The organism is Pseudomonas sp. CH61 (assembly GCF_059429415.1).
Genome location: NZ_CM182098.1, coordinates 2,150,423 through 2,174,773, shown reverse-complemented (window position 1 = coordinate 2,174,773; position 24,351 = coordinate 2,150,423). Strand labels below are relative to the sequence as shown.

Genomic DNA, 24,351 nt, shown 5'->3' with positions numbered 1-24,351 from the left:
CGATGATTGATGTACGTCTGAAACGGGCCTATACGGGCTTCAGCCTCGATGTCGACCTGAACTTGCCCGGCCGTGGCGTTACTGCGCTTTATGGGCACTCCGGCTCGGGTAAAACCACCTGCCTGCGCTGTATCGCCGGGCTTGAACGCGCTGAGCATGGCTTCATCCAGATCAACGACGAAGTCTGGCAGGACAGCGACAACGGCATTTTCGTCCCTCCACACAAACGCGCGCTTGGCTATGTGTTTCAGGAAGCCAGCCTGTTTCCGCACCTGTCGGTGCTGGCCAATCTGCAGTTCGGCCTCAAGCGCATCGCCAAGTCCCTGCGTCGGGTCGACATGGCGCAGGCCACCGAACTCCTGGGCATCGGTCATTTGCTCGAACGTCATCCGCAGCATTTGTCGGGTGGCGAACGCCAGCGCGTCGGCATCGCCCGCGCGCTGCTGACCAGCCCGAAACTGCTGTTGATGGACGAACCATTGGCCGCTCTCGACAGCCAGCGCAAAAATGAAATCCTGCCGTATCTGCAACGCCTGCATGACGAACTGGACATTCCCGTGTTGTACGTCAGTCATGCCCAGGATGAAGTGGCGCGACTGGCCGATCATCTGGTGTTGCTCAGCGACGGCAAAGCATTGGCCAGCGGCCCGATCGGCGAAACCCTCGCACGCTTGGATCTGCCGATGGCGATGGGCGATGACGCCGGCGTGATCATTGAAGGTCAGGTCAGCGCTTACGATGCGCAATATCAGTTGCTGAGCCTGCAATTACCAGCTACCGAGATGAGCATTCGCGTCACACATGCACCGATGAAGATCGGCCAGACACTGCGTTGCAAAGTACACGCCCGGGATATCAGCTTGACCCTGCAGAACAGCGAGTTCAGCAGCATTCTCAATCGACTGCCGGTGACGGTGGTCAGCGAGCAATCGGCCGACAACGCCGCCCACGTGCTGATTCGTCTCGATGCGGGCGGCACCCCGTTAGTCGCGCGCATCACCCGCTATTCCAGAGATCAATTGGCCGTGCACCCGGGCCAGTTATTGTGGGCGCAGATCAAAGCGGTCGCGGTCCTCGCCTAAATCATTCGGCACCACGGCAGCGGTGTGCGGTCAATGGTTTTACAGACCGTCGCGCCACCCAAGGAAACCGCCATGCCCGATACCGAGCTGATTGCCGAACTGCCATCCGACCTGCATTACGTCGATGACACCCAGCCCGGTATCACCCGCAAGAAACTGCGCGGCAAGTTCTGTTACTTCGAACCGTCGGGCCAGCGCATTACCGACACCGACGAAATCAAACGCATCAATGCCCTCGCGGTGCCGCCAGCCTATACCGACGTGTGGATCTGCCCCGACCCGCGCGGTCACCTGCAAGCTACCGGCCGTGATGCCCGTGGCCGCAAGCAATATCGTTATCACGCGCGCTGGCGCGAAGTGCGCGATGCCGACAAGTATTCGCGACTGCGCGAGTTCGGTCTGGCCTTGCCGAAACTGCGCAAGCAACTGGAAGCGTTGTTGGCGGCGCCCGGCTTCAGTCGCGACAAGGTCATGGCCACGGTGATCACCCTGCTCGACGCCACGCTGATTCGGGTCGGCAACACACAATACGCCCGAGATAACCGCTCCTATGGCCTGACCACCCTGCGCAGCCGACATGTCGAGGTCAACGGCAGCGCGATCCTGTTCCAGTTCCGCGGCAAAAGCGGCATCGAACACCAGATCACCGTCAAGGATCGACGCCTGGCGCGGATCATCAAGCGTTGTCTGGAAATTCCCGGGCAGAACCTCTTCCAGTATCTGGATGAAAACGGCGAGCGACACACCGTCAGTTCTTCCGACGTCAACGCCTACCTGCAAACCCTGACCGGCGCCGATTTCACCGCCAAGGATTACCGCACCTGGGCCGGCAGCGCTTTGGCTCTGGCGGTGTTGCGCGAGTTGCAATGGGAGTCCGAAACCGAGGCCAAACGGCATGTGGTGGAGATGGTCAAAGGCGTCGCCAAGCAGTTGGGCAACACCCCGGCGGTCTGCCGAAAATGCTACATCCACCCCGCCGTGGTAGAAAAATTCATGCTCGGCGCCCTCGCTGAACTGCCACGTCCGCGCGTGCGCAAGGGCTTGCGTGCCGAGGAAGTGGCGTTGGCGATGTTTCTTGAGCGGATGAGCGAAATGACCGACGTGCCTTGATCCGCTGCACAGCGTCGTCTAGGCTAGCCACCTTCTCACCCTCCGGACGACTGCAGAAGTGAACAATCCAGCCTTCTAAAAATGTAATCGCGACACGCCGTCCTCGGCGCTTGTCAGTTTTCACGACATTTTCTGGAGGTGCCGATGACTCACGTCTCGCGTACAACCGCACTCGTTTCCCTGAATCAACTGGGTTTTCAGTTCGCCAATGGCGCAACACTGTTCGAAGCCCTGAACCTCAATTTCGATGGTCAACCGACCGCTATCGTCGGGCGTAATGGTGTTGGCAAAAGTGTGCTCGCACGCTTGATCGCCGGGCATTTGCAGCCCACTTCCGGCAGCGTGGCACGCTCAGCTTCCGCGCACTACGTCGCGCAAACTTTCGTCACCACATCTGGGCAAACCGTAGCCGAGGCGACAGGAACGGCCACAGTTTTCAGCGCGCTGGAACGACTGAAACTCGGCTGTGCCATAACCGACGATTTCGACCTCATCGGCGAACGCTGGGATCTGGCGGAGCGCTTGCGGCAGATGCTTGATGAGGCCGGGCTAACTGATATCACCGCGACGGCTCTGACCGAAAATCTCAGCGGTGGCCAGCAGGCCAGAATTGCCTTGATCGGCGCACTGTTGAGTCAGGCGCAAATTCTGGTACTCGACGAGCCGAGCAACCACCTCGACAGCGCCGGCCGAGAATGGCTGAAGAATGCGCTTGAACGCTGGCGTGGTGGACTGATCATCGTCAGTCACGACCGCCAATTACTCGAGCAGATGCAGCGAATCGTCGAACTTTCGCCTACGGGGGCAAGCGTTTTCAGCGGAAGATTTTCGGAGTTCGCCGAGCAGCGCCGAATACATCGACAGGCAGCACAGGCGCAACTCGATCAGGCTCGAACCGAGCGGCAGCGCGAACGCACACGGTTACAACGCGAGCACGACACCATCCAGCGCCACGCGGCGGGCAGCCGGCGCAATGCGCAAACAGCCAACGTTTCGGGCTTCGAGCGGGCGGCGATGAAAGCGGCCGCGCGGGACATCATGGGACACGTAAAGGTCGGCCATCAGGCACGTAAATCCGATCTGGATGAGCGCGTTAGTGAGGCGTACGCAAACGTCCAGCCGGACGACGGCGTGCTGATCAATCTACCGGGCAGTGTGGTTCCGAGTAACCGCCGTGTGTGCACGCTGATCGACGCCTGTTTGCCATGGTTGTCAGCGGATGCGCCCAGCTCTCGGCTTGACCTCGCCATTCAAGGGCCAATGCGCATCGCTGTCAGCGGCCCCAACGGTTGTGGTAAATCGACGCTGTTGAAACTGCTGGCGGGCGAGTGGGCGCCGGTGAGTGGCGAGTGCATCACGCATGTGCCTTTTGCCTTTCTCGATCAACAGTTGAAACTGCTGAATAACGACACCTCCGTTGTCGATCAATTGCAGGCACAGCAAACGCCCCTGAGCGAAGGCACGTTGCGCAGCTACCTCGCGCAGCTGCAACTGGATGCGCAGCGTGTCACGCGACCTTGCGCGGTCCTCAGTGGTGGCGAACGCCTGAAAGCTGCACTTGCGTTGGCACTGTGGCGCCAGACACCCGCGCAATTACTGCTGCTGGATGAGCCCACCAATCATCTTGATCTGGCTTCAGTGGAGGCGTTCGAACACGCCTTGCAGACATTTCCTGGAGCGATTGTCGTGGTTTCCCACGATCAGGCATTTCTACGGGCGCTAAACCCAAGCCATCATTTGACCTGGCACTCCGAGGGCTGGCGCTGGCAACCGACGAGCTGAGCTGTGTATTTTTTGCACGATTGCCGAGGGCTTCTATAGTTGATCTGACACGAATCAGCTGCGGTGACGCCATGGAAGACATTTTCGTCGTGAAGCGTTGCAACAAGATCATTATTCACGGTCGACGTGCCGGAGACAGTCAGCATGATCCAGCCGAGGCGCATAGCTGGTTTCGCATCTGCGACACACGTACTGACGGTTTCATCGGCGATGGCTATGACGCGGAGGAAGACGCACAGCGCGAATGCAAGCGTCTCAACGCAGCGAGTTCCCCACTACCGGCCCGCGAGTCATCCGGCTGATGCCGATCAGAAGCGGGTCTATACTGAAACCAGCTGAAGGAGCAGCGCCCCACGGCAGAAGGCTCGCAACACGCGGGCTTTTTGCTGCAGCTCAGGTTTCATAGAACGGAGGTGTTTCATGTCCGAAAAAGAGTCCATCACCACCCTCCTCACCCTGCTCGACGCTCGTCAAGCGCGCCTCGCGGCCGCCTGCAAAGAGATCGCCGACTGGGTCGATCACCAAGGCGGACACCCTACCGCCCTGCGCATCCGTGACCGGCTGAACGACATCGAGAAGGATGCTCCGCTGATTCGCAATACGCTGTCGGCGCTCAAGCCTGTCGATCGGCCACTGCCACGGTTCAGATGACAGCGACCTCGCCAAGGTCTCAGGAATTCGCCTCAGAAGCGGTGACACACAGGTCACCGCGTATTTGTCTGTCCGAGATGTTTATTCTTCCCGCGATTGCATTTTTCACGTAACGATCACATCTGCACGTCTACAGTGAAATCACTCCTTTGCAAAATACCCCTCTCACCCGCCCGCATGCGGGTGTTTTTTTGCCTGCGCCGCATTGCCGAACGGCATAGGACGTGAGTTGTCAAAAGCAATACACGTCGCAAAGGAGACAGTTCATGGTTATCCATTTCAACGTTGACGGGCATCTGGCCTGTGGCCATAAAGGTAAACAACTGTCGGCAAGCAGAGAGCTCAATCGAGTGAAATGCCGCAGTTGCCGCAATACCGATGCCTACAAACAGGCACGAAAAGATCAACGCAATACCGCCCGAAGAATGGCCCGCCAGACCAATGCCACGCACAGCGAGGCAAACTGGCGCACAGAATGGGTCGAACGGCTGACAGCAATGGCCGGACTTCAGCGCTTGCCTCGGGGCTTTAGCGGGCAAGCATTCGTCTAGCAGTGCGTATTTGCAGGGCACAAAAAAAGGCCTGCATGAGAAAACTCATGCAGGCCTTTGATATTCATGGTGCCCGAAGCCGGAATCGAACCGGCACGCCCTTACGAGCGGGGGATTTTAAGTCCCATGCGTCTACCAGTTTCGCCATTCGGGCGGTAGCGCGGTGTTGCTTTCTGCGCAAAGTCGCGATCCTGACAGGATCAAGCCTTGAACAACAGTGCGGGAAATATATACATCACTTCCCGGTGAAGCAAGTTTGCAATGACCGTTTTTCAAGACCAAATTTTGCGGTACTTCGCAAATAAAAAAGCTCCGTAAATCATGGATCTACGGAGCTTGTTTATAGTGGAGGCCGAGGTCGGAATCGAACCGGCGTAGGTGGATTTGCAATCCACTGCATAACCATTTTGCTACTCGGCCTCAAAGCATTTGCTGTCAGTAGCACAACAACAAACACGTAAAACTGGAGCGGGAAACGAGACTCGAACTCGCGACCCCGACCTTGGCAAGGTCGTGCTCTACCAACTGAGCTATTCCCGCTTGGTGATGCGCATTCTATAGAATTAAGAAGCTCCGTCAACCCCTTGATTCAAAAAAGTTTTATTTCTTTTCGACATCGGTCTTCAGGTGCGGCCAGGCAGCGCGAAGGTATTGAACCATCGACCACAATGTCAGGCCGGCAGAGACCATCAGCAAGGCGTAACCCAGGATAACCCAGAAACTGAAGTCCTTTGGATTGGCCAGCAGGATCACCAGTGCGAGCATCTGCGCGGCGGTTTTCCATTTACCGAGATTCGAAACGGCTACGTGGGCACGGGCGCCGAGTTCGGCCATCCATTCGCGCAAGGCAGATACCACGATCTCGCGACCGATGATGACAGCAGCCGGCAGAGTGAGCCAGAGATTGCCGTGCTCCTGGACCAGCAGCACCAGTGCCACCGCAACCATGAGTTTATCGGCGACCGGATCGAGAAACGCACCGAACGGAGTGCTTTGCTCCAGACGACGGGCCAGGTAACCATCCAGCCAGTCCGTCGCTGCCGCAAAGGCAAACACCGAGGCGGAGGCCATGTAACTCCACTGGTAAGGGAGATAGAACAGCAAAATGAAGATCGGGATGAGCAGGACGCGTAGAACGGTAATCAGATTAGGGATATTCATCGGCACAACTGGCTACGAGGTGAAGGGGCATTCTACTCGCTATGCAGGTTCGCATAAATCGACTCTGCGAGCTTTTTACTGATCCCCGGGGCTTTGGCGATCTCTTCGATGCTTGCACGAGTCAGCTCCTGCAATCCACCAAAATGTTTCAACAAATCGCGTCGCCGGGTCGGGCCAACGCCCGCAACGCCTTCCAGCGTTGACGTACGGCGGGTTTTGCCACGGCGGGCGCGGTGTCCGGTAATTGCAAAACGGTGCGCCTCATCGCGGATCTGTTGAATCAAGTGCAGCGCCGGCGAGTCGCCACGCAAGGTGAACTCGTGCGCCGCATCATTTAGATACAACGTTTCGAAGCCCGCCTTGCGAGTAGCGCCTTTGGCGACGCCGAGCAGAATCAGATCCGGTACGGCCAACTCGTTGAGAACATCTCGAGCCATCGACAGCTGGCCCTTGCCACCGTCCACCAGCAAGATGTCCGGCAACTTGCCCTCGCCTTCCTTGAGTTTGCTGAAGCGTCGCGTCAGGGCTTGGTGCATGGCGGCGTAGTCGTCACCCGCCGTGACGCCTTCGATGTTGTAGCGCCGATAGTCCGACTTGATCGCGCCTTCCGGGCCAAACACCACACAGGAAGCAACCGTGGCCTCACCACTGGAATGACTGATGTCGTAGCATTCCAGACGCTGCGGCGGCTCATCCAGGTTCAATACTTCGGCCAAGGCTTCAAACCGCGCTGCGGTGTGTTGACGATTGGCCAGGCGTGCGCCCAACGCCTGTTCTGCGTTGGTCACCGCCAGTTGCTGCCAGCGCGCACGCGTACCACGCACCCGATGACTGATGGCCAATTCGCGGCCACGCAGTTCATGGATCGCTTCGATCAGCGTCGGAAAATCTTCGTGCACCACGTTGACGATCAGTTCGCTGGGCAAATCGCGCTCAGGGCTGCTGATGAAATACTGGCCAAGAAACGCGGCCATGACTTCCGACACGTCTTCTTCGATCCCGACTTGCGGGAAGAAATTTTTGCTGCCCAGCACGCGCCCGCCACGGACGCTGATCAAATGCACGCAGGCACCACCCGGGTTGACGAATGCCGCGATGACATCGATATCTCCCGTGCCGCCTTCCATGCTTTGTTGATCCTGGACCCTGCGCAACAGCGCGATCTGATCGCGCAACTCGGCGGCTCGCTCGAACTCCAGGTTGATCGCAGCCTCTTCCATCGCCGTCGACAGTTCGTTGGTCAGCGCGTGACTACGCCCCTCAAGAAACATGACCGAGTGACGCACGTCTTCGGCATAGACCTCAGGCTCGACCAGCCCGACGCAAGGCGCTTTGCAGCGTTTGATCTGATATTGCAGACATGGCCGGGTACGGTTCTTGTAGTAGCTGTCTTCGCACTGGCGAACGAAGAAGGTCTTTTGCAGCAGGCTCAGGCTTTCGCGTATGGCGCCGGCGCTCGGATAGGGACCGAAGTATTTGCCTTTGGCTTTTTTCGCCCCGCGATGAATGCTCAGGCGCGGGAATTGGCCGTCGGACAGAAACACATAGGGATAGGATTTGTCGTCGCGCAACAGAATGTTGTACGGCGGCCGCCACTCCTTGATCAGCGTTTGTTCAAGCAGCAGCGCTTCGGTTTCGTTGGCGGTGATGGTCGTTTCGACCTGCGCAATGCGCCCGACCAACGCGGCAGTCTTGGGCGCCAGACCGGTTTTGCGGAAGTAGCTGGCCAAGCGTTTTTTCAGGTTCTTGGCCTTGCCCACGTATAACAGGCGCGCATCGCTGTCGAACATGCGATAGACGCCCGGGCGCCCACTGACTGTCGACAGAAACGCGCCGGAATCGAATGTTTCAGTCATGGTCAGAGGCTGGCATCAACCATGCCGTGACGAACCGCCAACAGTGTCAACTCGACGTCGCTGCTGATCGAAAGCTTCTCGAAAATACGGTAGCGATAGGTGTTCACGGTTTTCGGCGACAGGCACAACTTGTCGGAAATGATCTGTACCTTCTGACAGCCGACAATCATCAACGCGATTTGAATTTCCCGCTCGGACAAGGCATCGAAAGGCGAATCATTGGACGGCTGAAAGGACTTGATCGCCAATTGCTGGGCAATCTGCGGACTGATATAGCGCTGGCCGGCAAACACCAGGCGAATCGCCTGAACCATTTCCGGCAAACCCGCGCCTTTGGTCAGATAACCCGCAGCGCCAGCCTGCAGCAAGCGTGTCGGAAAAGGATCCTCCTCACACACCGTAACCGCGACCACTTTGATGTCCGGATGACTGCGCAACAGTTTGCGCGTGGCTTCGAGGCCGCCGATGCCAGGCATCTTGACGTCCATCAGCACCACATCGGGCTTCAACTCTCGGGCCTTGATCAGGGACTCTTCCCCGGATTCGGCCTGGCCAACCACCTGCAAGCCATCGATATCGGCCAGCATACGTGTAATGCCTGTGCGAACGAGATCATGGTCATCGACCACTAGCACCCTAATCAAGCAGACACCTCGCGATATGGTCATATTGGGATGCCGGACACCTTAGCAAAAAGTACCCCACAGACCTAGCGGAAAGCGTCATTTAAAAAGTTTCAATTCATCATTGAGGGCTTGCCGGCCGTGGGTTTCAGAGCACATGTGTACTTATATCAAGCTGCATTCGCAGAAAACACTCGTCCCGACCCTGCACCTGTAGTCCTTTTCTTTCATACAAGTTTCTCGCCGGATTATTGTCGAATACGGTCAGGCGTAAAGCGGGGCGTCTTTCTTTGCGGGCCAGGTCGATAACCTGATCAATCGCCCAGGAACCCGCACCCCGCCGCTGAAACGCTTCAGCAACCTGCAGTTCACGAATGTACAACGCGCGCATATCCCGGCTGAGGCTGAGAAATCCTATCGACACATCACCCTGCACTATCAGCCAGTTCTGCCGCCCCGACCACGCCACGTCAAACGCTTCGTCCTGCCATAACAGGCCATGGTGAATGTAGTAACGCAGCATGTTCTGACAGGTGAGATCGCGGGCAAATTCCAGGTCTTCTGGAGCCGCAGGACGTAAGTGGAATGTCATCAGGCTTGCGTAACAGGAACAACCCGTCCCTGCCATACACCTTTGTTACGTTGAGCGACGACCAGAAGATCGCCCGTTCCCAGCGCTGCAACGATCAGCGAACCGTCTTCAGACCAGATGCAACTGCGCCCGGCGGATTGCCAACCGCCGGTCAGCCCACCGTGATTGGCCATCAGCACAGCCATCGAGTGTTGCCGGGCGTAGCCTTGAAGTATCGCTGTGTCGGCCGCGTAGCCTTTCTCGCTGATCAAGACACCGGCGGCGTATAAGCCAGCGCCCTGACCTGCAGCCGCCAAGGCATGACTGGAATGAGAGAAATCGGCACATACCGCCAATGCGACCACTTCCTCGCCAATGTTCAGGGTTGGCCCGCCAGAACCGGGTGCAAAAACGAGCTCCTCGCCTGTGTGCAGATGCTGTTTGCTGTAAACACCGAGAGAGCCGTCAGCGCCCAGAACCAGAGCACCGATCAGCACCGAAACACTGCCCTCCAACCGGATAGGCATACCGACAACGGCAGTCACCTTAAGCTCTCGGGCCAAATCCCTCAGGGGACGTAGCACAGCATCTTGCGGGTCGATCGCCAATGCTGCCGCATCCTGCCCTTCATAGCCCGTCAGCGACAACTCGGGAAAAACCAGCAACTCGACACCCTGCTCCGCTGCTGCCTCAATAAAGCGGCAATGTCGGGCAATGTTCCCGGGAAGGTCCCCGGCAAGGGAGAGGCTTTGGGCAGCGGCAATGGTCAGTGTCGACACGGTTCATCCTTGGCAATCATGCGAAATGCTGAGTGTCACCACTCTTGGCCAAATCAGGCAATAGGCATTTTGTTGATAATGCGATAGCAATTTCTGATTGCTGAGGCGTATCGGCCTCTAGTAAGCTCGGCCCATTCATTGGAGACAGACCATGTTCATCGCCCTCTCACGCCTTCTTACCGCCAGCGCCCTGCGCTCGGTTGCGGCTGCCCGGGTGAATGACGTTTGCGCTCCGGTCAGCTTTTATTTTGGGTATTGGTTTAGCCACTGGCGCGCCTGATACCCAAACGGCGCCCATGACAACGGGTCGCCTACCAGAGAATTCTCAACCCCCGGTCGGCCTCCCGACCGGGGGTTTTGTTTTTTCAGCCCCAACTATTTCAGCAGCACACCAGACACTTTGAGGAATCACGAAATGAACTACGCCACTTATTACCGTTACGACAGCTTTAGCGCCTGGCGATTTACCAGCTTCCGCTCGGGACAGCCTGCCGCCTCCGATCGGTCACCTACAGGTGGCAAGCACACACATATAGCCAATACGGCCAACTGTCGAACACCCCAGTAGGGCCGAGCGAGCGGGAAGCACCCGCCGCCAGCCCAGGAAAACCGAATATGAACTCGTCCGTTTCTGCTCTGCCACTGTCCACTCTGAACCCTGCCAACGAAGCATTGACTCTGCGTCTGCCCAGCTCGTTGCAACTCAAACAGCAATTGCCTCTGAGCAATGCCTTAAGCCTGCAAGTCACCAACCACCGCCAGGCAGTTCGTGCCATTCTCAATGGCCAGGATCAGCGTCTGCTGGTCATCGTCGGTCCCTGCTCTATCCACGACCCCCAATCCGCACTCGAGTACGCCGGCAAGCTCGCTCGACTGGCTGAAGAAGTCAGCAGCGAAATGCTCTTGGTGATGCGCGCCTATGTCGAAAAACCGCGTACCACGGTCGGCTGGAAAGGTCTGGCCTACGACCCGCATCTGGATGGCAGCGATGACATGGCTGGCGGCCTCACTCTGTCGCGCGAGCTGATGCTGGAAATGATCCGCCTCGGCTTGCCGGTGGCCACAGAATTGCTGCAACCGATGGCCGCCGGCTACTTCGATGACCTGTTGAGCTGGGTGGCCATTGGCGCCCGTACCACTGAGTCGCAGATTCACCGGGAAATGGCCAGTGGCTTGAGCATGCCGGTCGGCTTCAAGAACGGCACCGACGGCGGCGCCGCGATTGCGGTTGACGCCATGCGTTCGGCAGCCCATCCGCACCGACATTTCGGCGTCGATAGCCAAGGGCACCCGGCCGTCATTCAAACGCCAGGCAACCCCGATACTCATCTGGTCCTGCGCGGGGGCCATAAAGGGCCGAACCATGATCGCGAGAGCGTGGCAAAAATCCACGCTGACCTGGACAGGCTGAAGATTCCGAGCCGAATCATGGTCGACTGCAGCCACGCAAACAGTGGCAAGGATCCATTGCGTCAGCCAGGCGTCTTCAACGAAGTGCTTGAGCAACGCTTGCAAGGTGATCGCGCGCTTATCGGCATGATGATTGAATCTCATCTGTTCGACGGCTGCCAACCGCTGACCGATTCCTTGCGCTACGGGGTTTCAATCACCGATGGCTGCCTCGGTTTCAGCGCAACAGAACACTTGCTGCGTGCAGCCGCCCAGCGCCTCGCCGAACACGCCAAAGATTGACTTGCAGACCATCCCTCCGGACTTATGGCAAGCCGGAGGGATGGTCGGTCCCGCTACGCCTCTACTCGCACCGGTGTGGCAGCAGATTCCTGACTGACATCGTCCAGACGCTCGACTGTGTAGGCTACCCGCACGGTCGTGCCATCGTGCTCACGCCAGAATCGGTGCGGCACGATAAAGATCAGCGGCTTTCCCGCCGTTTCCCGCGTGATTTCGCGGTCATCCCGGTGATTGAAAAGATCTCCGTCGCACTTGAGATACACCAGCTCACCTTCCTGCGTCTGTGCATTACCAATCACGATGGTCACCCCGTCGATCGAATCCTCTTTCAGCAACACGCCATCTTCAGCTTCAAGCACGTCGGGAGCGTCCAGCTCACCACGAAGGAACGGCGTGACGAGGATTCTTGCCGACTCGGATTCTCGAACCGCGCCACCGGACTGTTCCACTCGATAGCGCACCGACACCTCACCACCGAGATGTGCAGCGATGTGCGCCCCGTCAACCCAAAATGACAGCACGTCAGCGACAGCAAAGGTTTCGACCTTCAGGCTGTCGCTGAACGTTGCCAGCATTGCTTCAGCGCCCCACAGCAATGTGACCCGATCCCCCGCCGCCATTCGGGCATAAGGCTGAAGCACGACAAGCGTGCCGTCCGTCACTCGCTCCGGATCCAGTGTTCCCCTTATCGCTCCCTCGACAATTGGTGCAAGCAACTGCGGCCGTGTATCTCCCACCGACAATTGCACGCGTGCAGATAACGCCGGGACTGACGAGCTCGCACTGAGCAGTTTCCAGTAAACCTCCAGCGAACCGCCATCCAGTGCGGCGATGTGCATGCCTTTGATAACGAAAACGACATCCTTGCCGACCTGGGCTTCGCTGACATAGCGCACCATTTCATGCTGATAGACGAAGCCTTCTATATCCAGCCCCTCCCAACTCAACAGCAACTGGTCGCCACAGGTCATGTTTGCATAAGGCGCGATACGCACAACAACCTTGCCCAGCGAAGGATCAAGCACCGTCCCCCCCGGATAATCAAGGGTCGCCGCGGGCAGTAGTTCGCTCGAAACACAGGGAGTGACGGGGTGGCGCATCCGGTAGCAAAACTCGACTTCGTGCGTGTTCATTAGTGGCTCCATTCCTTGGAAAAACGCCGCATTCATGGACGGCGTCGACAGCCAACATTTAACGCGCTTCCCGACATTTTCGATGTCAGCCCGATCCGCCGCAGACACCCGGCAAACGCCTCCAGCGGGGTAGGCAAAAGTGAGCAAAACCGCCCTCAACCAAGCGAAAGATGTCCTCAACTTCCGATTCGGATCTCACAAGTATCTGAAAATTCGTACAGCCCCTAGTCCAGATTCAACGGCCAAGAGAAGCCTCTTCTTACTTCTTCAACGGGATGAGTGTTTTAGAGTGGCCTCCGGATTCCCCCGATGAACTTCTGTGAAAAAGGTAAGAACATGCAACGGAATGCTTCAACTCGCTATCCCATCCTGCTGGTACACGGTCTGTTCGGATTCGAGCGCATCGGTCATTTCGAGCTGTTCCATGAAGTAAAGGACGCTCTGAAGATGGCCGGCAGCCGAGTGTTTGTTCCCCACCTTTCCGCCACTCATAAAAACGAAACAAGGGGTGAACAACTGCTTGCACAGATTGATCGTGTTCTGCGAGGCACAGGTGCCGACAAAGTCAACCTCATCGGCCACAGTCAAGGAGCACTGGCTGCCCGATACGCTGCGGCGCTCGCGCCACACGCCGTAGCTTCGGTGACTTCCGTCAGCGGCCCGAATCACGGTTCGGAGCTGGCCGATTTTCTGCGCAAGGCATTAGTGCCTGGACGACTGCCAGAGGCGGTCGCCCAGAATGTGGCGACACTGTTTGGCAATTTTCTTTCGTTGCTCAGTGGCAGTGTGACGCTGCCGCAAAACGCTTTGGCGGCGCTGAATGCGTTGACGACCGAAGGCGTGGGCGATTTCAACGACAGGTTTCCGCAGGGGTTGCCCAGCACCTGGGGCGGGCACGGCGCGGAACAGGTCAACGGTGTGCGCTATTACTCCTGGAGCGGCGTCCTGCCCGCCGACAGTCCGTCGACACTCGATCCGACCCGAAACGTATGCCATGCGCTGTCGCAATATTTCATGACCGAGACCGAACAGAATGATGGTTTCGTCGGCCGTTTCAGCTCTCACCTGGGGCAAGTGATCCGCTCCGACTATCCGCTGGACCACTTGAACAGTCTGCGTCGCTCGCCCGGCCCCGTGACTGCGCTGCCCGACCCGATTGAACTGTACGTTGAACACGCCGAACGTCTGCGTGCCGCGAATCTCTGACCAAAGCCACGGACAACCGAACGGAACTTTGCCGAGAATTCGCCCACTGAATCCGGTAGGCTCCACACTTTACTGAAATAGATTGGAGAGTTTCCCCATGGCTAAAGCCACTGCCCGCCACATCCTGGTTTCCAGCGAAGACAAGTGCAACGAACTCAAGGCCCAGATCGAAGGCGGCGCCGATTTCGCCGAAGTCGCAAAGGCTAACTCCACCTGCCCGTCCAGCCGTCAGGGCGGTGATCTGGGTTCGTTCGGTCCTGGCCAGATGGTCAAGGAATTCGACACCGTGGTCTTCAGCGCGCCAATCAATGTCGTGCAAGGTCCGGTGAAGACTCAGTTCGGTTATCACCTGCTGGAAGTCACCAGCCGTCAGGACTGATCCGTCGCATGATTGCTCACCAACGGCCCGCCTTCTGGTGGGCCGTTGTGTTTCAGTTACATATACGGCTGGCGACTGACGCGCCTCTCGCGTACAACTTGCGCTTATCGATTTCCCGGTTCCAAGGCTGACAATGCGACTGGTTTTCCCCACATTGATGCTCACCGCCCTCGCCCTGCTGACGGGCACCGCCGGCGCGAACGCTGCACCGCAACACGCGTTGACCGTTTATGGCGAACCCGCCAAGTACCCTGCCGGTTTCAGCCACTTCGACTACACCAACCTGCAAGCGCCCAAGGGCGGGACGATGCGCCGTTCGGCCATCGAGATCGGCCACTTCGACCACATCCTTCCTTATATAGACAAAGGCATCGGCGTCACGCAGATCGATGGTTTGCTCTATTCGCCGTTGGCTCAGCGTTCGCTGGACGAGCCTTACACGGTTTACGGACTGGTCGCGCAAAAGATGGAGCGCTCGGACGATGGTCTGTCGCTGCGGTTCTTCATCAATCCCAAGGCACGTTTTGCTGATGGCAAGCCGATTACCGCCGAAGACGTACGCTACACCTACGATTTATTGATGACCCAGGGCAGCCTGCGTTATCGCACCCAGTTTGCTGACGTCAAAGGCGTCGAAGTGGAAGGCCCGCTGACCGTGCGTTTCGACTTCAAGAGCAATGAAAACCGCACCCTGCCACTGGACATCGCGACCCTGCCGGTATTCCCCGAGCATTGGTGGAAGAGCCGCGATTTCGCCGGGGGTGGCGGCTATGAACCACCTTTGGGCAGCGGCCCTTATCGAGTCGGAAAAGTCGATTCAGGGCGCAGCATCACCTTTGAACGCAACGCTGACTGGTGGGGCAAGGATTTGCCGGTCAGTCGCGGTCTCTACAACTTCGATCATTTCAGCATCGAGTACTTCGGCGATACCGATGTCGCCCGGCAAGTGCTGCGCGGTGGCGCCTACGACTACAACCGCGAGTTCTCGGCCACCGGCTATTCAATCGGCTACGACAGCCCGGCGCTGAGCGACGGACGCCTGCAAAAGGCGCATCTGGCCACGGAGGCGCCCCAGTCGGCCCAAGGCTTTGTGTTCAATCTGCAGAAACCGATGTTCGCCGATCGCCGCGTGCGCCAGGCACTGGCCATGCTCTGGGACTTCGAGTGGAGCAACCGGCAGATGATGCGCGGTATGTATATCCGCCAGCAGAGCTACTTTTCCAACACGCCACTGGCGGCAAGCGAACTGCCCGATGCGCAGGAACTGAAAATCCTCGAACCGCTGCGCGGTCAGGTTCCCGACGAAGTCTTTAGCAAAGTCTTCGAGGCCCCGAAAACCGACGGCAGTGGCCTGATCCGCGATAAACAACTGCAAGCCCTCGAACTGCTCGAACAGGCCGGCTGGAAACCGGATGGCGATCAACTGGTGAATGCGCAAGGCGAGCCGCTGAGCTTCACTTTCCTGGTCAGCCAGAACGGTATGGATCGCTTGCTGCTGCCGTACAAACGCACGTTGAAACAGATCGGTATCGACCTGAACATTCGCCGTATCGACTCCTCGCAATACGTCAACCGGCTGATGAGCCGTGACTACGACATGATCGTCACCGGCTACCCGGTCAGCACTTCACCGGGAGGCGAATTGCTCAATTACTTCGCCTCGGCGTCGGCCAACGACCCGGGCGCGAACAACTACATGGTGTTGAAAAACCCGGCAGTGGATACGCTGATCAACGGCCTGGTTCGCGCCTCAACCCAGTCCGACATGCTGCACTACGCCCATGCCCTGGACCGGGTGCTGCAATGGAATTACTACTGGATTCCCAACTACTATCCGCCGGGCACCTCGACCGTGTGGTGGAACCGCTTCGGCATACCCTCAGTGCAAGCCAGCAATGACGAAGCCATCGAGAGCTGGTGGGAAATCAGCAGCACGCCGCTGACCAATCAGCAGATGACCGCCGAGAAAATCGCTCGTGGCAGACCCGGAGGACCGCACTGATGTGGGGTTACATACTGCGGCGTCTGCTGCTGATCATTCCGACGCTGGTGATCATCCTGCTGGTCAATTTCGTGATCATCCAGGCCGCACCCGGCGGCCCGGTAGAACAGGCCATCGCCCACCTGCAAGGGATCGGTGGCGCAAGTGTCGGTGGCGGCGCCAGCGAAACCATGAGCGGCACCTCCCGTGCCAGTCGCGGCCTCGATCCGCAACTGATCAAGGACATCGAAAAGCAGTACGGCTTCGACAAACCGGCTCACGAACGCTTGTGGCTGATGTTGAAGAACTACGCGCAACTGGATTTCGGCAAGAGCTTCTTCCGTGGCGCGACGGTCACCGACCTGATCCTGGAAAAAATGCCGGTGACCATTTCCCTCGGGCTGTGGGCGACGCTGATCACTTATCTGGTGTCGATCCCGCTGGGGATCCGCAAGGCTGTGCACCATGGCAGTCATTTCGATATCTGGAGCAGCACGGCGATCATCATCGGTTACGCGATGCCGGCGTTTCTGTTTGCGATGTTTCTGATCGTGGTGTTTGCCGGCGGCACGTCGCTGAACTGGTTTCCGGTGCGCGGCCTGGTGTCGGACAACTTCGAATCGCTGTCGACCCTCGGCAAGATCGCTGATTATTTCTGGCACCTGGTGCTGCCAGTGACGGCGCTGGTGATCGGTGGTTTCGCCACGCTGACGATCCTGACGAAAAACTCGTTTCTCAATGAAATCACCCGCCAGTACGTGGTGACCGCGCGGGCCAAAGGCCTGAGCGAGCGCCGCGTGCTCTACGGGCATGTGTTCCGCAACGCGATGCTGCTGGTGGTGTCCGGCATCCCGCAGGCATTCATCAGCGTGTTCTTCGCCGGTTCCTTGCTGATTGAAGTGATCTTCTCCCTCGACGGTCTCGGGCGCATGAGCTACGAAGCCGCGGTTTCGCGGGACTACCCGGTGGTGTTCGGTTCGCTGTTCATCTTCACCCTCTTCGGCCTGCTGATAAAACTGGTCGGCGACCTTTGTTACACACTGGTCGATCCGCGTATCGACTTCGCCGCGAGGAACGCCTGATGTTCAAGCTCTCGCCTCTGGGCCGTCGGCGCTTCGAGCGCTTCAAGAAAAACCGCCGTGGCTGGTGGTCGCTGTGGCTGTTTATCGGCCTGTTTGTGCTGACACTGGGTGGCGAGTTGATCGCCAATGACAAGCCATTGGTCGTCAGCTATCAGGACCAATGGTACTTCCCGGTCTTCAAGCGCCACACCGAGCAGGAGTTCGGCGGGCAACTGCCGTTCCAGGCGGATTATCGCAGCGACTATGTGCAGAACCTGATTCGCAAGGACGGTGGCTGGTTGCTGTTCCCGCCGATTCCGTTCAGTGACGACACACCGAATTACGACCTCAACAAACCGGCGCCGAGTCCGCCGACGTCGGTCAACTGGCTAGGCACGGACGATCAATCGCGAGATGTGTTGGCGCGGGTGATTTTCGGCGCACGGGTGTCGATTCTGTTTGCCCTGATGCTGACCTTTGTCAGCGCCCTGATCGGTATTGCCGCCGGTGCATTGCAGGGCTACTACGGAGGCTGGGTCGATTTGCTCGGGCAACGCGTGCTGGAAGTCTGGTCGGGGCTGCCAGTGCTGTACCTGTTGATCATTCTCTCCGGTTTTGTCGAACCGAACTTCTGGTGGCTGCTGGGGATCATGGCGCTGTTTTCATGGCTGGCACTGGTGGATGTGGTGCGCGCCGAGTTCCTGCGCGGACGCAATCTGGAGTACGTCAAAGCCGCCCGCGCGCTGGGCCTGAGTGATCGCAAGGTGATCTTCCGGCACATTCTGCCCAATGCGATGAACGCGACACTGAGTTACCTGCCGTTCATTCTGACCGGGGCGATTTCCACCCTCACCGCGCTGGATTTCCTCGGCTTCGGCATGCCCGCTGGCAGTGCCTCCTTGGGTGAGTTGATCGGTCAGGGTAAACAGAACCTGCAAGCTCCGTGGCTCGGGTTGACGGCGTTTTTCACCCTAGCGCTGATCCTTTCTTTACTGGTGTTCATCGGCGAAGCGTTGCGTGACGCGTTCGACCCTCGATCCTGAAGCGTGGCCATGACTGACAACCTGATTGAAATCCGTAACCTCAACGTTGCCTTCCATGGCCAGAGCGTGGTGCGCGACCTGTGTCTGGACATTCGTCCTGGTGAGTGCCTGGCGTTGGTGGGCGAATCGGGCTCGGGCAAATCGGTGACCGCCCATTCGATTCTGCAGTTGCTGCCCGAAAGCGAAGCGCAAACCACCGGCAGCATTCGCTATCGCGGACAGGAACTGATCGGCGCTGATCCCAAGGTCTTGCGCGAGTTGCGCGGCAACCGCATCGCGATGATCTTTCAGGAGCCGATGACCTCGCTGAATCCGCTGCACACCATCGAAAAACAGATCGGCGAAACGCTACTGTTGCACCGTGGCCTCGGCGGCAAAGCAGCACAGGCACGGATCCTCGAACTGCTCGGTCTGGTGGGCATCCAGAAACCCAAGGAACGCCTCAAGGCTTACCCGCATCAACTCTCTGGCGGACAACGGCAACGGGTGATGATCGCCATGGCCCTGGCCTGCGAACCGGAGCTGTTGATCGCCGACGAACCGACCACGGCGCTCGACGTGACGGTACAGCGCAAGATCCTGCTGCTGCTCAAATCCCTGCAACAACGCCTTGGCATGTCCCTGCTGTTAATCAGCCACGATCTCAATCTGGTGCGCAGTATTGCCCAGCGCGTGTGCGTGATGAAGGCCGGGGAAATCGTCGAACAGGCGCCCTGCGAAACCCTGTTTACCGAGCCGAAGCATCCTTACAGCTGCGTGCTGCTCAACGCCGAGCCAGAAGGCGAAGCCCTGCCCCGCGATGAGCGTGAAAATGTGCTTGAGGTCGAGGATCTGAAGGTTGAGTTTGTCATCGGTGGCGGTCTGTTCCAGCGCAAGCAATACCTGCGCGCGGTGGACGGCATCAGTCTGAGCATCCAGCGTGGCAAGACGTTGGGTATCGTCGGCGAATCCGGTTCCGGCAAGTCGACATTGGGCCAGGCGATCCTGCGTTTGCTCGACTCCGAGGGCGGTATCCGCTTTCAGGGTCAGGCGCTCGACGGTCTCAATCAGAAACAGATGCGCCCGTGGCGTCGACAGATGCAGGTGGTGTTTCAGGATCCGTTCGGCAGCCTCAGCCCGCGCATGTCAGTGGCGCAGATCATCAGCGAAGGCTTGGAAGTGCATTGCGAGTCGACGGCTGATGAATGCGACGAGCAAGTCATCCGCGTGCTTAAAGAGGTCGGCCTCGACCCCGAGAGTCGCCATCGCTATCCCCACGAGTTCTCCGGTGGCCAGCGCCAACGCATCGCTATTGCGCGGGCACTGGTGCTGAAACCGGCGCTGATCCTGCTCGACGAGCCGACCTCGGCACTCGATCGTACGGTGCAGAAACAAGTGGTCGCCCTACTCCGCCAGCTTCAGGAAAAACACGGTCTGACCTATCTGTTCATCAGCCACGATCTGGCGGTTGTGCGCGCCCTGGCTCACGACATGATCGTGATCAAAGACGGCAAAGTGGTCGAGCGTGGCGCCAGTCATGAGGTATTCGATGCGCCGCAGCATCCGTATACCAAAGAGCTGTTGGCGGCGGCGCATCCGGGGTAGGCATCATATGCGTTCGGCTTGAAACCGGGTCGCGGCTTTCGCGAGCAGGCTCGCTCCCACAAGATTCACGGTCGTTTACAAAATTTGTGAACACCCCGGCCCACTGTGGGAGCGAGCCTGCTCGCGAAAGGGCCGGCGCAGGCAACAAACAATCAGGATCAGCCTCCATGAACACCACCGAAAGCCTCAAGGACTACCAACGGGTCCGCAGCCTGGCGATCCGTTCGCTGTTCGAGATCATCGAGCAATCCAGCGAAGGCACGGTGATCGTCGACCGCGATGCCAACATCGTCTGGATGAACGAGCGCTACGCCAGACGTTTCGGTCTCGAATCGGCTGAAGGCGCCATCGGTAAACCCTGTGAAAGCGTGATCCCGGGCAGTCTGTTGCGCGAAGTCGTGCGCACCGGGCGCCCTATCCTTCTCGATATGCAAGACACCCCGAAAGAGCCGTTGGTGGTGATGCGCCTGCCGATCCATGACGACGCCGGCACGGTGATCGGCGCGATCGGCTTTGCCCTGTTCGACGAGCTGCGCACCCTGTCGCCAATGCTCAAACGTTATTTGAGCATGCAGGAAGAACTGGCTTCGACCCGCTCCCTGCTGCGCGCCCGGCAGACCAAATACAACTTCGCCCACTTTATCGGCACCAGCGCCGCCAGCCTCGAAGTCAAACGCCGTGCCCGACGCAGTGCCAGCGCCGAGTCGCCGGTGTTGCTGCTCGGCGAAACCGGCACCGGTAAAGAGTTGCTGGCCCAGGCGATTCACAGTGCCTCGCCACGAGCACACAAGGCCTTCGTCAGCATCAACAGCGCGGCGATTCCCGAGGCGCTGCTGGAAGCGGAATTTTTCGGCACCGCACCCGGCGCGTTCACCGGCGCCGACCGCAAGGGCCGCACCGGCAAGTTGCAGATCGCCCAGGGCGGCACATTGTTTCTCGACGAGATTGGCGACATGCCGCTGCCCCTGCAAAGCAAACTGCTGCGTGTGTTGCAGGAAAAGGAATTCGAGCCGGTCGGTTCCAACGAGGTGATTCAGAGCGACGTGCGAGTGATTGCCGCCACTTCGACCGATCTGCAAGCGGCGATCAAACGCGGTGAGTTCCGCGCCGATTTGTACTATCGCCTCAACGTATTGCCGATTCAGGTGCCGCCATTACGTGAGCGTCTTGATGATCTGCCTGCGCTTAGCGAAGCGATTCTGGAAGAGCTGCGCAGCCAGCATGAACTGCACCGGGATGCGCTGGCGTTGCTCGGACAGCACGCGTGGCCGGGGAACATTCGCGAACTGCGTAATGTGCTGGAACGCGCGGCGTTGCTCAGTGATGACTTGATGCTGACCGAGCAGGATATTCGTGCGGCGATTGGTACGTTGACGCCGGTTGAGCGTGCCTCGGTGCCGACGATGGAGGCGCTGGCTGACGAGACTTTTGCTCAGGCGCGGGAGCGGTTTGATCGGCAGTTGATTCAGGCAGCTCTTGCGCAATGTGCGGGTAAAGTGCCGGAAGCGGCGGCTCGACTGGGGCTGGGGCGGTCGACGCTGTACAAGAAGATGGTGGCGCTGGGAATCGCTTGAGTCTCCATACAGAGATATAGATCTCCACATAGAGACAGACACACAGGAGTGCTTCGCACTCATCGCGAGCAGGCTCACTCCTACATTTTTACAGGTGTGCACATCCCCGCTGTAGAAGTGAGCCTGCTCGCGATGACGCCAAATCGATCAACACCATCTCAAAACAGAGACAAACAACTCATTTGCGATTCAATCACTCAGATTAACTTAATATATTTCAGCAACTTACATATCTGGCACAGATCTCGCTAACGCCTCTCCCACACCCGTTCCATCCACAAAAATAACAATTCTGGAGAGACACACCATGAGTGTGATCATTGCCTTGGCAGCCCTGGCGCTGCTGATGCTGGCTGCCTACCGTGGCTACAGCGTTATCCTCTTCGCCCCGATTGCCGCCCTCGGTGCGGTCCTGCTCACCGACCCTTCTGCCGTCGCCCCTGCGTTCACCGGGGTGTTCATGGAGAAAATGGTCGGCTTCATCAAACTGTATTTCCCGGTTTTCCTGCTCGGTGCCGTGTTCGGCAAGTTGATCGAACTGTCGGGGTTCTCCCGCTCGATCGTTGCCGCGGCCATTCGCTTGCTCGGCACCAAACAAGCGATGCTGGTGATCGTGCTGGTCTGCGCCCTGCTCACTTACGGTGGCGTGTCGCTGTTTGTGGTGGTCTTTGCGGTGTATCCGTTTGCTGCCGAGATGTTCCGCCAGAGCAATATTCCCAAGCGTCTGATCCCGGCGACCATAGCCCTCGGCGCGTTCTCGTTCACCATGGACGCCCTGCCCGGCACGCCGCAGATCCAGAACATCATCCCCAGCACGTTCTTCAATACCACCGCGTGGGCGGCGCCGTGGCTGGGCGTGATCGGCACGATTTTCGTGTTCTGCACCGGCATGCTGTTTCTGCAGCGGCAACGCAACAAGGCGCAACGCGCCGGCGAAGGCTACGGCACCGAACTGCGCAACGAGCCAGAAACCGCTGAAGACCTGAAATTGCCAAACCCATGGATTGCGCTTTCGCCGTTGTTGGCAGTGGGCATCATGAACCTGCTGTTCACCCAATGGATTCCGCAGTGGTACGGCAAGACCCACAGCCTCGCACTGCCGGGCATGGCCACGCCGGTCACCACCGAGATCGCCAAACTGACGGCAATCTGGGCGGTGCAGGCGGCGTTGCTGGTCGGCATTCTGATGGTGCTCGCGTTCGGCTTTCAGGCGATTCGCAGCAAGCTCGCCGAGGGCAGCAAAAGCGCGGTCAGCGGTGCGTTGCTGGCGGCGATGAACACCGCATCTGAATACGGCTTCGGCGCAGTGATCGCGTCGCTGCCGGGCTTTCTGGTGCTGGCGGACTGGCTCAAGCAAATCCCCAACCCACTGGTCAACGAAGCCATCACCGTTACGCTGCTGGCCGGTATCACCGGTTCCGCATCGGGTGGCATGAGCATTGCGCTGGCGGCGATGTCCGAACAGTTCATCAGCGCGGCCCACGCGGCAAACATCCCGCTGGAAGTGCTGCACCGCGTGGCGGCAATGGCCAGCGGCGGCATGGACACCCTGCCGCACAATGGCGCGGTCATCACGTTGTTGGCGGTCACCGGCCTGACCCACCGCGAAGCCTATAAAGACATTTTCTGTATTACGCTGATCAAGACCCTGGCGGTTTTCGTAGTGATCGGCACTTTCTACGCCACTGGCATTGTGTGAGGTATTCATGACCACTCTTTCCGGCAAGACTGCACTGGTTACCGGTTCCACCAGCGGCATCGGCCTGGGCATCGCACTGAGCCTGGCCAAGGCTGGTGCGAATCTGATTCTCAACGGCTTTGGTGATGCGTCCAAAGTCATCACCGAGGTCGGGCAATTCGGCGGCAAGGTCGGCCATCATCCGGCCGATGTCAGTGACCCGGCGCAAATCGCCGACATGATCGCCTACGCCGAGCGCGAGTTCGGCGGGGTCGACATTCTGGTCAACAACGCGGGCATCCAGCATGTGGCGGCGGTGGAAGAATTCCCCGTCGAACGCTGGGATTCGATCATCGCCATCAACCTGTCTTCGGTGTTTCACAGCACACGTTTGAGTCTGCCGGGGATGCGCGCCAAAGGTTGGGGGCGAATCATCAATATTGCCTCGGTGCATGGCCAGGTCGGCTCGACCGGCAAAGCGGCTTATGTGGCCGCCAAGCACGGCGTGATCGGTTTGACCAAAGTGGTTGGCCTGGAAACCGCCACCAGCAACGTCACTTGCAATGCGATCTGCCCGGGTTGGGTGCTGACGCCGCTGGTGCAGAAGCAGATCGATGATCGAGCGGCCAAGGGTGTCGATCCGCAGCAGGCGCAACATGATCTGCTCGCCGAGAAACAGCCGTCGCTGGAGTTCGTCACACCGCAGCATCTGGGCGAACTGGTGCTGTTTTTGTGCAGCGAGGCTGGCAGCCAGGTGCGCGGGGCGGCGTGGAATATTGATGGTGGCTGGCTCGCCCAATAGCACAGCCATCCCCTCTCTGTGGGAGCGAGCCTGCTCGCGAAAGCGGTGGGTC

Annotated in this window: 22 protein-coding genes and 3 tRNA genes; 16 read left to right on the top strand and 9 right to left on the bottom strand. The window is 58.6% G+C overall.

The window, feature by feature from the left end; all coding sequences use genetic code 11:
- The first annotated feature begins 2 nt into the window (after window positions 1-2).
- The 6 genes from modC (at window position 3) to AC5SEM_RS09740 (ending at window position 5,176) form a co-directional block, all read left to right on the top strand.
- Window positions 3-1,082, top strand: coding sequence for a molybdenum ABC transporter ATP-binding protein (gene modC, locus AC5SEM_RS09765; RefSeq protein WP_495472808.1), 1,080 nt, complete (start codon window positions 3-5; stop codon window positions 1,080-1,082).
- Window positions 1,083-1,154: 72 nt separating this feature from the next.
- Complete coding sequence (locus AC5SEM_RS09760) at window positions 1,155-2,192, top strand: DNA topoisomerase IB (RefSeq protein WP_495472807.1); 1,038 nt, start codon at window positions 1,155-1,157, stop codon at window positions 2,190-2,192.
- A 144-nt stretch (window positions 2,193-2,336) separates the two neighbouring features.
- Window positions 2,337-3,974, top strand: coding sequence for an ABC-F family ATP-binding cassette domain-containing protein (locus AC5SEM_RS09755; protein WP_495472806.1), 1,638 nt, complete (start codon window positions 2,337-2,339; stop codon window positions 3,972-3,974).
- A 71-nt stretch (window positions 3,975-4,045) separates the two neighbouring features.
- Window positions 4,046-4,276 (top strand): hypothetical protein, encoded by a 231-nt coding sequence (locus AC5SEM_RS09750; protein WP_123595533.1) that lies wholly within the window; start codon window positions 4,046-4,048, stop codon window positions 4,274-4,276.
- A 118-nt stretch (window positions 4,277-4,394) separates the two neighbouring features.
- Window positions 4,395-4,625 (top strand): hypothetical protein, encoded by a 231-nt coding sequence (locus AC5SEM_RS09745; RefSeq protein WP_008082703.1) that lies wholly within the window; start codon window positions 4,395-4,397, stop codon window positions 4,623-4,625.
- A gap of 266 nt (window positions 4,626-4,891) precedes the next feature.
- Window positions 4,892-5,176, top strand: a complete 285-nt coding sequence (locus tag AC5SEM_RS09740) for a hypothetical protein (RefSeq protein ID WP_495472805.1) — start codon at window positions 4,892-4,894, stop codon at window positions 5,174-5,176.
- A gap of 67 nt (window positions 5,177-5,243) precedes the next feature.
- Here the strand turns inward: AC5SEM_RS09740 and AC5SEM_RS09735 are convergent.
- The 8 genes from AC5SEM_RS09735 to AC5SEM_RS09700 form a co-directional block, all read right to left on the bottom strand.
- Window positions 5,244-5,330 (bottom strand) — tRNA-Leu (locus AC5SEM_RS09735).
- Window positions 5,331-5,522: 192 nt separating this feature from the next.
- A tRNA-Cys gene (locus AC5SEM_RS09730) sits at window positions 5,523-5,596 on the bottom strand.
- A 44-nt stretch (window positions 5,597-5,640) separates the two neighbouring features.
- A tRNA-Gly gene (locus tag AC5SEM_RS09725) sits at window positions 5,641-5,716 on the bottom strand.
- A 60-nt stretch (window positions 5,717-5,776) separates the two neighbouring features.
- The gene (gene pgsA, locus AC5SEM_RS09720) at window positions 5,777-6,337 is read right to left on the bottom strand and encodes a CDP-diacylglycerol--glycerol-3-phosphate 3-phosphatidyltransferase (RefSeq protein WP_007950102.1); all 561 of its coding nucleotides are present in this window, start codon (window positions 6,335-6,337) and stop codon (window positions 5,777-5,779) included.
- Window positions 6,338-6,369: 32 nt separating this feature from the next.
- On the bottom strand, window positions 6,370-8,193 hold the full coding sequence (gene uvrC, locus AC5SEM_RS09715) for an excinuclease ABC subunit UvrC (RefSeq protein ID WP_110719179.1): 1,824 nt from the start codon (window positions 8,191-8,193) through the stop codon (window positions 6,370-6,372).
- A 2-nt stretch (window positions 8,194-8,195) separates the two neighbouring features.
- The gene (gene gacA, locus AC5SEM_RS09710) at window positions 8,196-8,837 is read right to left on the bottom strand and encodes a response regulator transcription factor GacA (protein WP_016984198.1); all 642 of its coding nucleotides are present in this window, start codon (window positions 8,835-8,837) and stop codon (window positions 8,196-8,198) included.
- A 127-nt stretch (window positions 8,838-8,964) separates the two neighbouring features.
- The gene (locus tag AC5SEM_RS09705) at window positions 8,965-9,408 is read right to left on the bottom strand and encodes a GNAT family N-acetyltransferase (RefSeq protein WP_495472804.1); all 444 of its coding nucleotides are present in this window, start codon (window positions 9,406-9,408) and stop codon (window positions 8,965-8,967) included.
- Window positions 9,408-10,166, bottom strand: a complete 759-nt coding sequence (locus AC5SEM_RS09700; protein ID WP_137217844.1) for a carbon-nitrogen hydrolase family protein — start codon at window positions 10,164-10,166, stop codon at window positions 9,408-9,410. The genes AC5SEM_RS09705 and AC5SEM_RS09700 overlap by 1 nt, the downstream gene beginning before the upstream one ends.
- Window positions 10,167-10,781: 615 nt before the next feature.
- Here AC5SEM_RS09700 and AC5SEM_RS09695 point away from each other — a divergent pair.
- Window positions 10,782-11,858 carry a 3-deoxy-7-phosphoheptulonate synthase gene (locus AC5SEM_RS09695; RefSeq protein ID WP_495472803.1) on the top strand — a complete coding sequence of 359 codons (1,077 nt, stop codon included), beginning with the start codon at window positions 10,782-10,784 and terminating at the stop codon, window positions 11,856-11,858.
- A gap of 53 nt (window positions 11,859-11,911) precedes the next feature.
- On the opposite strand, the gene AC5SEM_RS09690 is transcribed toward AC5SEM_RS09695, so the two are convergent.
- Window positions 11,912-12,991, bottom strand: coding sequence for a hypothetical protein (locus AC5SEM_RS09690; protein ID WP_495472802.1), 1,080 nt, complete (start codon window positions 12,989-12,991; stop codon window positions 11,912-11,914).
- A gap of 336 nt (window positions 12,992-13,327) precedes the next feature.
- Between AC5SEM_RS09690 and AC5SEM_RS09685 the strand changes: the two genes are divergently transcribed.
- The 9 genes from AC5SEM_RS09685 (at window position 13,328) to hbdH (ending at window position 24,299) form a co-directional block, all read left to right on the top strand.
- Window positions 13,328-14,197, top strand: coding sequence for a lipase family alpha/beta hydrolase (locus AC5SEM_RS09685; RefSeq protein WP_137217949.1), 870 nt, complete (start codon window positions 13,328-13,330; stop codon window positions 14,195-14,197).
- Window positions 14,198-14,294: 97 nt separating this feature from the next.
- Window positions 14,295-14,576, top strand: a complete 282-nt coding sequence (locus AC5SEM_RS09680) for a peptidylprolyl isomerase (RefSeq protein WP_007912303.1) — start codon at window positions 14,295-14,297, stop codon at window positions 14,574-14,576.
- 133 nt (window positions 14,577-14,709) lie between these two features.
- On the top strand, window positions 14,710-16,578 hold the full coding sequence (locus tag AC5SEM_RS09675) for an extracellular solute-binding protein (RefSeq protein ID WP_495472801.1): 1,869 nt from the start codon (window positions 14,710-14,712) through the stop codon (window positions 16,576-16,578).
- Window positions 16,578-17,639 carry a microcin C ABC transporter permease YejB gene (locus tag AC5SEM_RS09670; protein ID WP_034154280.1) on the top strand — a complete coding sequence of 354 codons (1,062 nt, stop codon included), beginning with the start codon at window positions 16,578-16,580 and terminating at the stop codon, window positions 17,637-17,639. The genes AC5SEM_RS09675 and AC5SEM_RS09670 overlap by 1 nt, the downstream gene beginning before the upstream one ends.
- Window positions 17,639-18,661 (top strand): ABC transporter permease, encoded by a 1,023-nt coding sequence (locus AC5SEM_RS09665; RefSeq protein WP_095120956.1) that lies wholly within the window; start codon window positions 17,639-17,641, stop codon window positions 18,659-18,661. Before AC5SEM_RS09670 ends, AC5SEM_RS09665 begins: the two co-directional genes overlap by 1 nt.
- A 9-nt stretch (window positions 18,662-18,670) precedes the next feature.
- A complete protein-coding gene (locus AC5SEM_RS09660) occupies window positions 18,671-20,245 on the top strand; it encodes an ABC transporter ATP-binding protein (protein WP_495472800.1) in 1,575 nt (524 codons plus the stop codon).
- A 167-nt stretch (window positions 20,246-20,412) separates the two neighbouring features.
- Window positions 20,413-21,819, top strand: a complete 1,407-nt coding sequence (locus tag AC5SEM_RS09655) for a sigma-54 interaction domain-containing protein (protein ID WP_495472799.1) — start codon at window positions 20,413-20,415, stop codon at window positions 21,817-21,819.
- 307 nt (window positions 21,820-22,126) lie between these two features.
- Window positions 22,127-23,518, top strand: a complete 1,392-nt coding sequence (locus tag AC5SEM_RS09650) for a GntP family permease (RefSeq protein WP_064390255.1) — start codon at window positions 22,127-22,129, stop codon at window positions 23,516-23,518.
- Between the two features lie 7 nt (window positions 23,519-23,525).
- A complete protein-coding gene (gene hbdH, locus AC5SEM_RS09645; RefSeq protein ID WP_495472798.1) occupies window positions 23,526-24,299 on the top strand; it encodes a 3-hydroxybutyrate dehydrogenase in 774 nt (257 codons plus the stop codon).
- Window positions 24,300-24,351 lie beyond the last annotated feature (52 nt).

Coding starts and splice junctions, on each gene's coding strand:
- modC (WP_495472808.1), top strand. CDS start 3: ATGATTGATGTACGTCTGAAACGGGCCTATACGGGCTTCAGCCTCGAT.
- AC5SEM_RS09760 (WP_495472807.1), top strand. CDS start 1,155: ATGCCCGATACCGAGCTGATTGCCGAACTGCCATCCGACCTGCATTAC.
- AC5SEM_RS09755 (WP_495472806.1), top strand. CDS start 2,337: ATGACTCACGTCTCGCGTACAACCGCACTCGTTTCCCTGAATCAACTG.
- AC5SEM_RS09750 (WP_123595533.1), top strand. CDS start 4,046: ATGGAAGACATTTTCGTCGTGAAGCGTTGCAACAAGATCATTATTCAC.
- AC5SEM_RS09745 (WP_008082703.1), top strand. CDS start 4,395: ATGTCCGAAAAAGAGTCCATCACCACCCTCCTCACCCTGCTCGACGCT.
- AC5SEM_RS09740 (WP_495472805.1), top strand. CDS start 4,892: ATGGTTATCCATTTCAACGTTGACGGGCATCTGGCCTGTGGCCATAAA.
- pgsA (WP_007950102.1), bottom strand. CDS start 6,337: ATGAATATCCCTAATCTGATTACCGTTCTACGCGTCCTGCTCATCCCG.
- uvrC (WP_110719179.1), bottom strand. CDS start 8,193: ATGACTGAAACATTCGATTCCGGCGCGTTTCTGTCGACAGTCAGTGGG.
- AC5SEM_RS09705 (WP_495472804.1), bottom strand. CDS start 9,408: ATGACATTCCACTTACGTCCTGCGGCTCCAGAAGACCTGGAATTTGCC.
- AC5SEM_RS09695 (WP_495472803.1), top strand. CDS start 10,782: ATGAACTCGTCCGTTTCTGCTCTGCCACTGTCCACTCTGAACCCTGCC.
- AC5SEM_RS09690 (WP_495472802.1), bottom strand. CDS start 12,991: ATGAACACGCACGAAGTCGAGTTTTGCTACCGGATGCGCCACCCCGTC.
- AC5SEM_RS09685 (WP_137217949.1), top strand. CDS start 13,328: ATGCAACGGAATGCTTCAACTCGCTATCCCATCCTGCTGGTACACGGT.
- AC5SEM_RS09680 (WP_007912303.1), top strand. CDS start 14,295: ATGGCTAAAGCCACTGCCCGCCACATCCTGGTTTCCAGCGAAGACAAG.
- AC5SEM_RS09675 (WP_495472801.1), top strand. CDS start 14,710: ATGCGACTGGTTTTCCCCACATTGATGCTCACCGCCCTCGCCCTGCTG.
- AC5SEM_RS09670 (WP_034154280.1), top strand. CDS start 16,578: ATGTGGGGTTACATACTGCGGCGTCTGCTGCTGATCATTCCGACGCTG.
- AC5SEM_RS09665 (WP_095120956.1), top strand. CDS start 17,639: ATGTTCAAGCTCTCGCCTCTGGGCCGTCGGCGCTTCGAGCGCTTCAAG.
- AC5SEM_RS09660 (WP_495472800.1), top strand. CDS start 18,671: ATGACTGACAACCTGATTGAAATCCGTAACCTCAACGTTGCCTTCCAT.
- AC5SEM_RS09655 (WP_495472799.1), top strand. CDS start 20,413: ATGAACACCACCGAAAGCCTCAAGGACTACCAACGGGTCCGCAGCCTG.
- AC5SEM_RS09650 (WP_064390255.1), top strand. CDS start 22,127: ATGAGTGTGATCATTGCCTTGGCAGCCCTGGCGCTGCTGATGCTGGCT.
- hbdH (WP_495472798.1), top strand. CDS start 23,526: ATGACCACTCTTTCCGGCAAGACTGCACTGGTTACCGGTTCCACCAGC.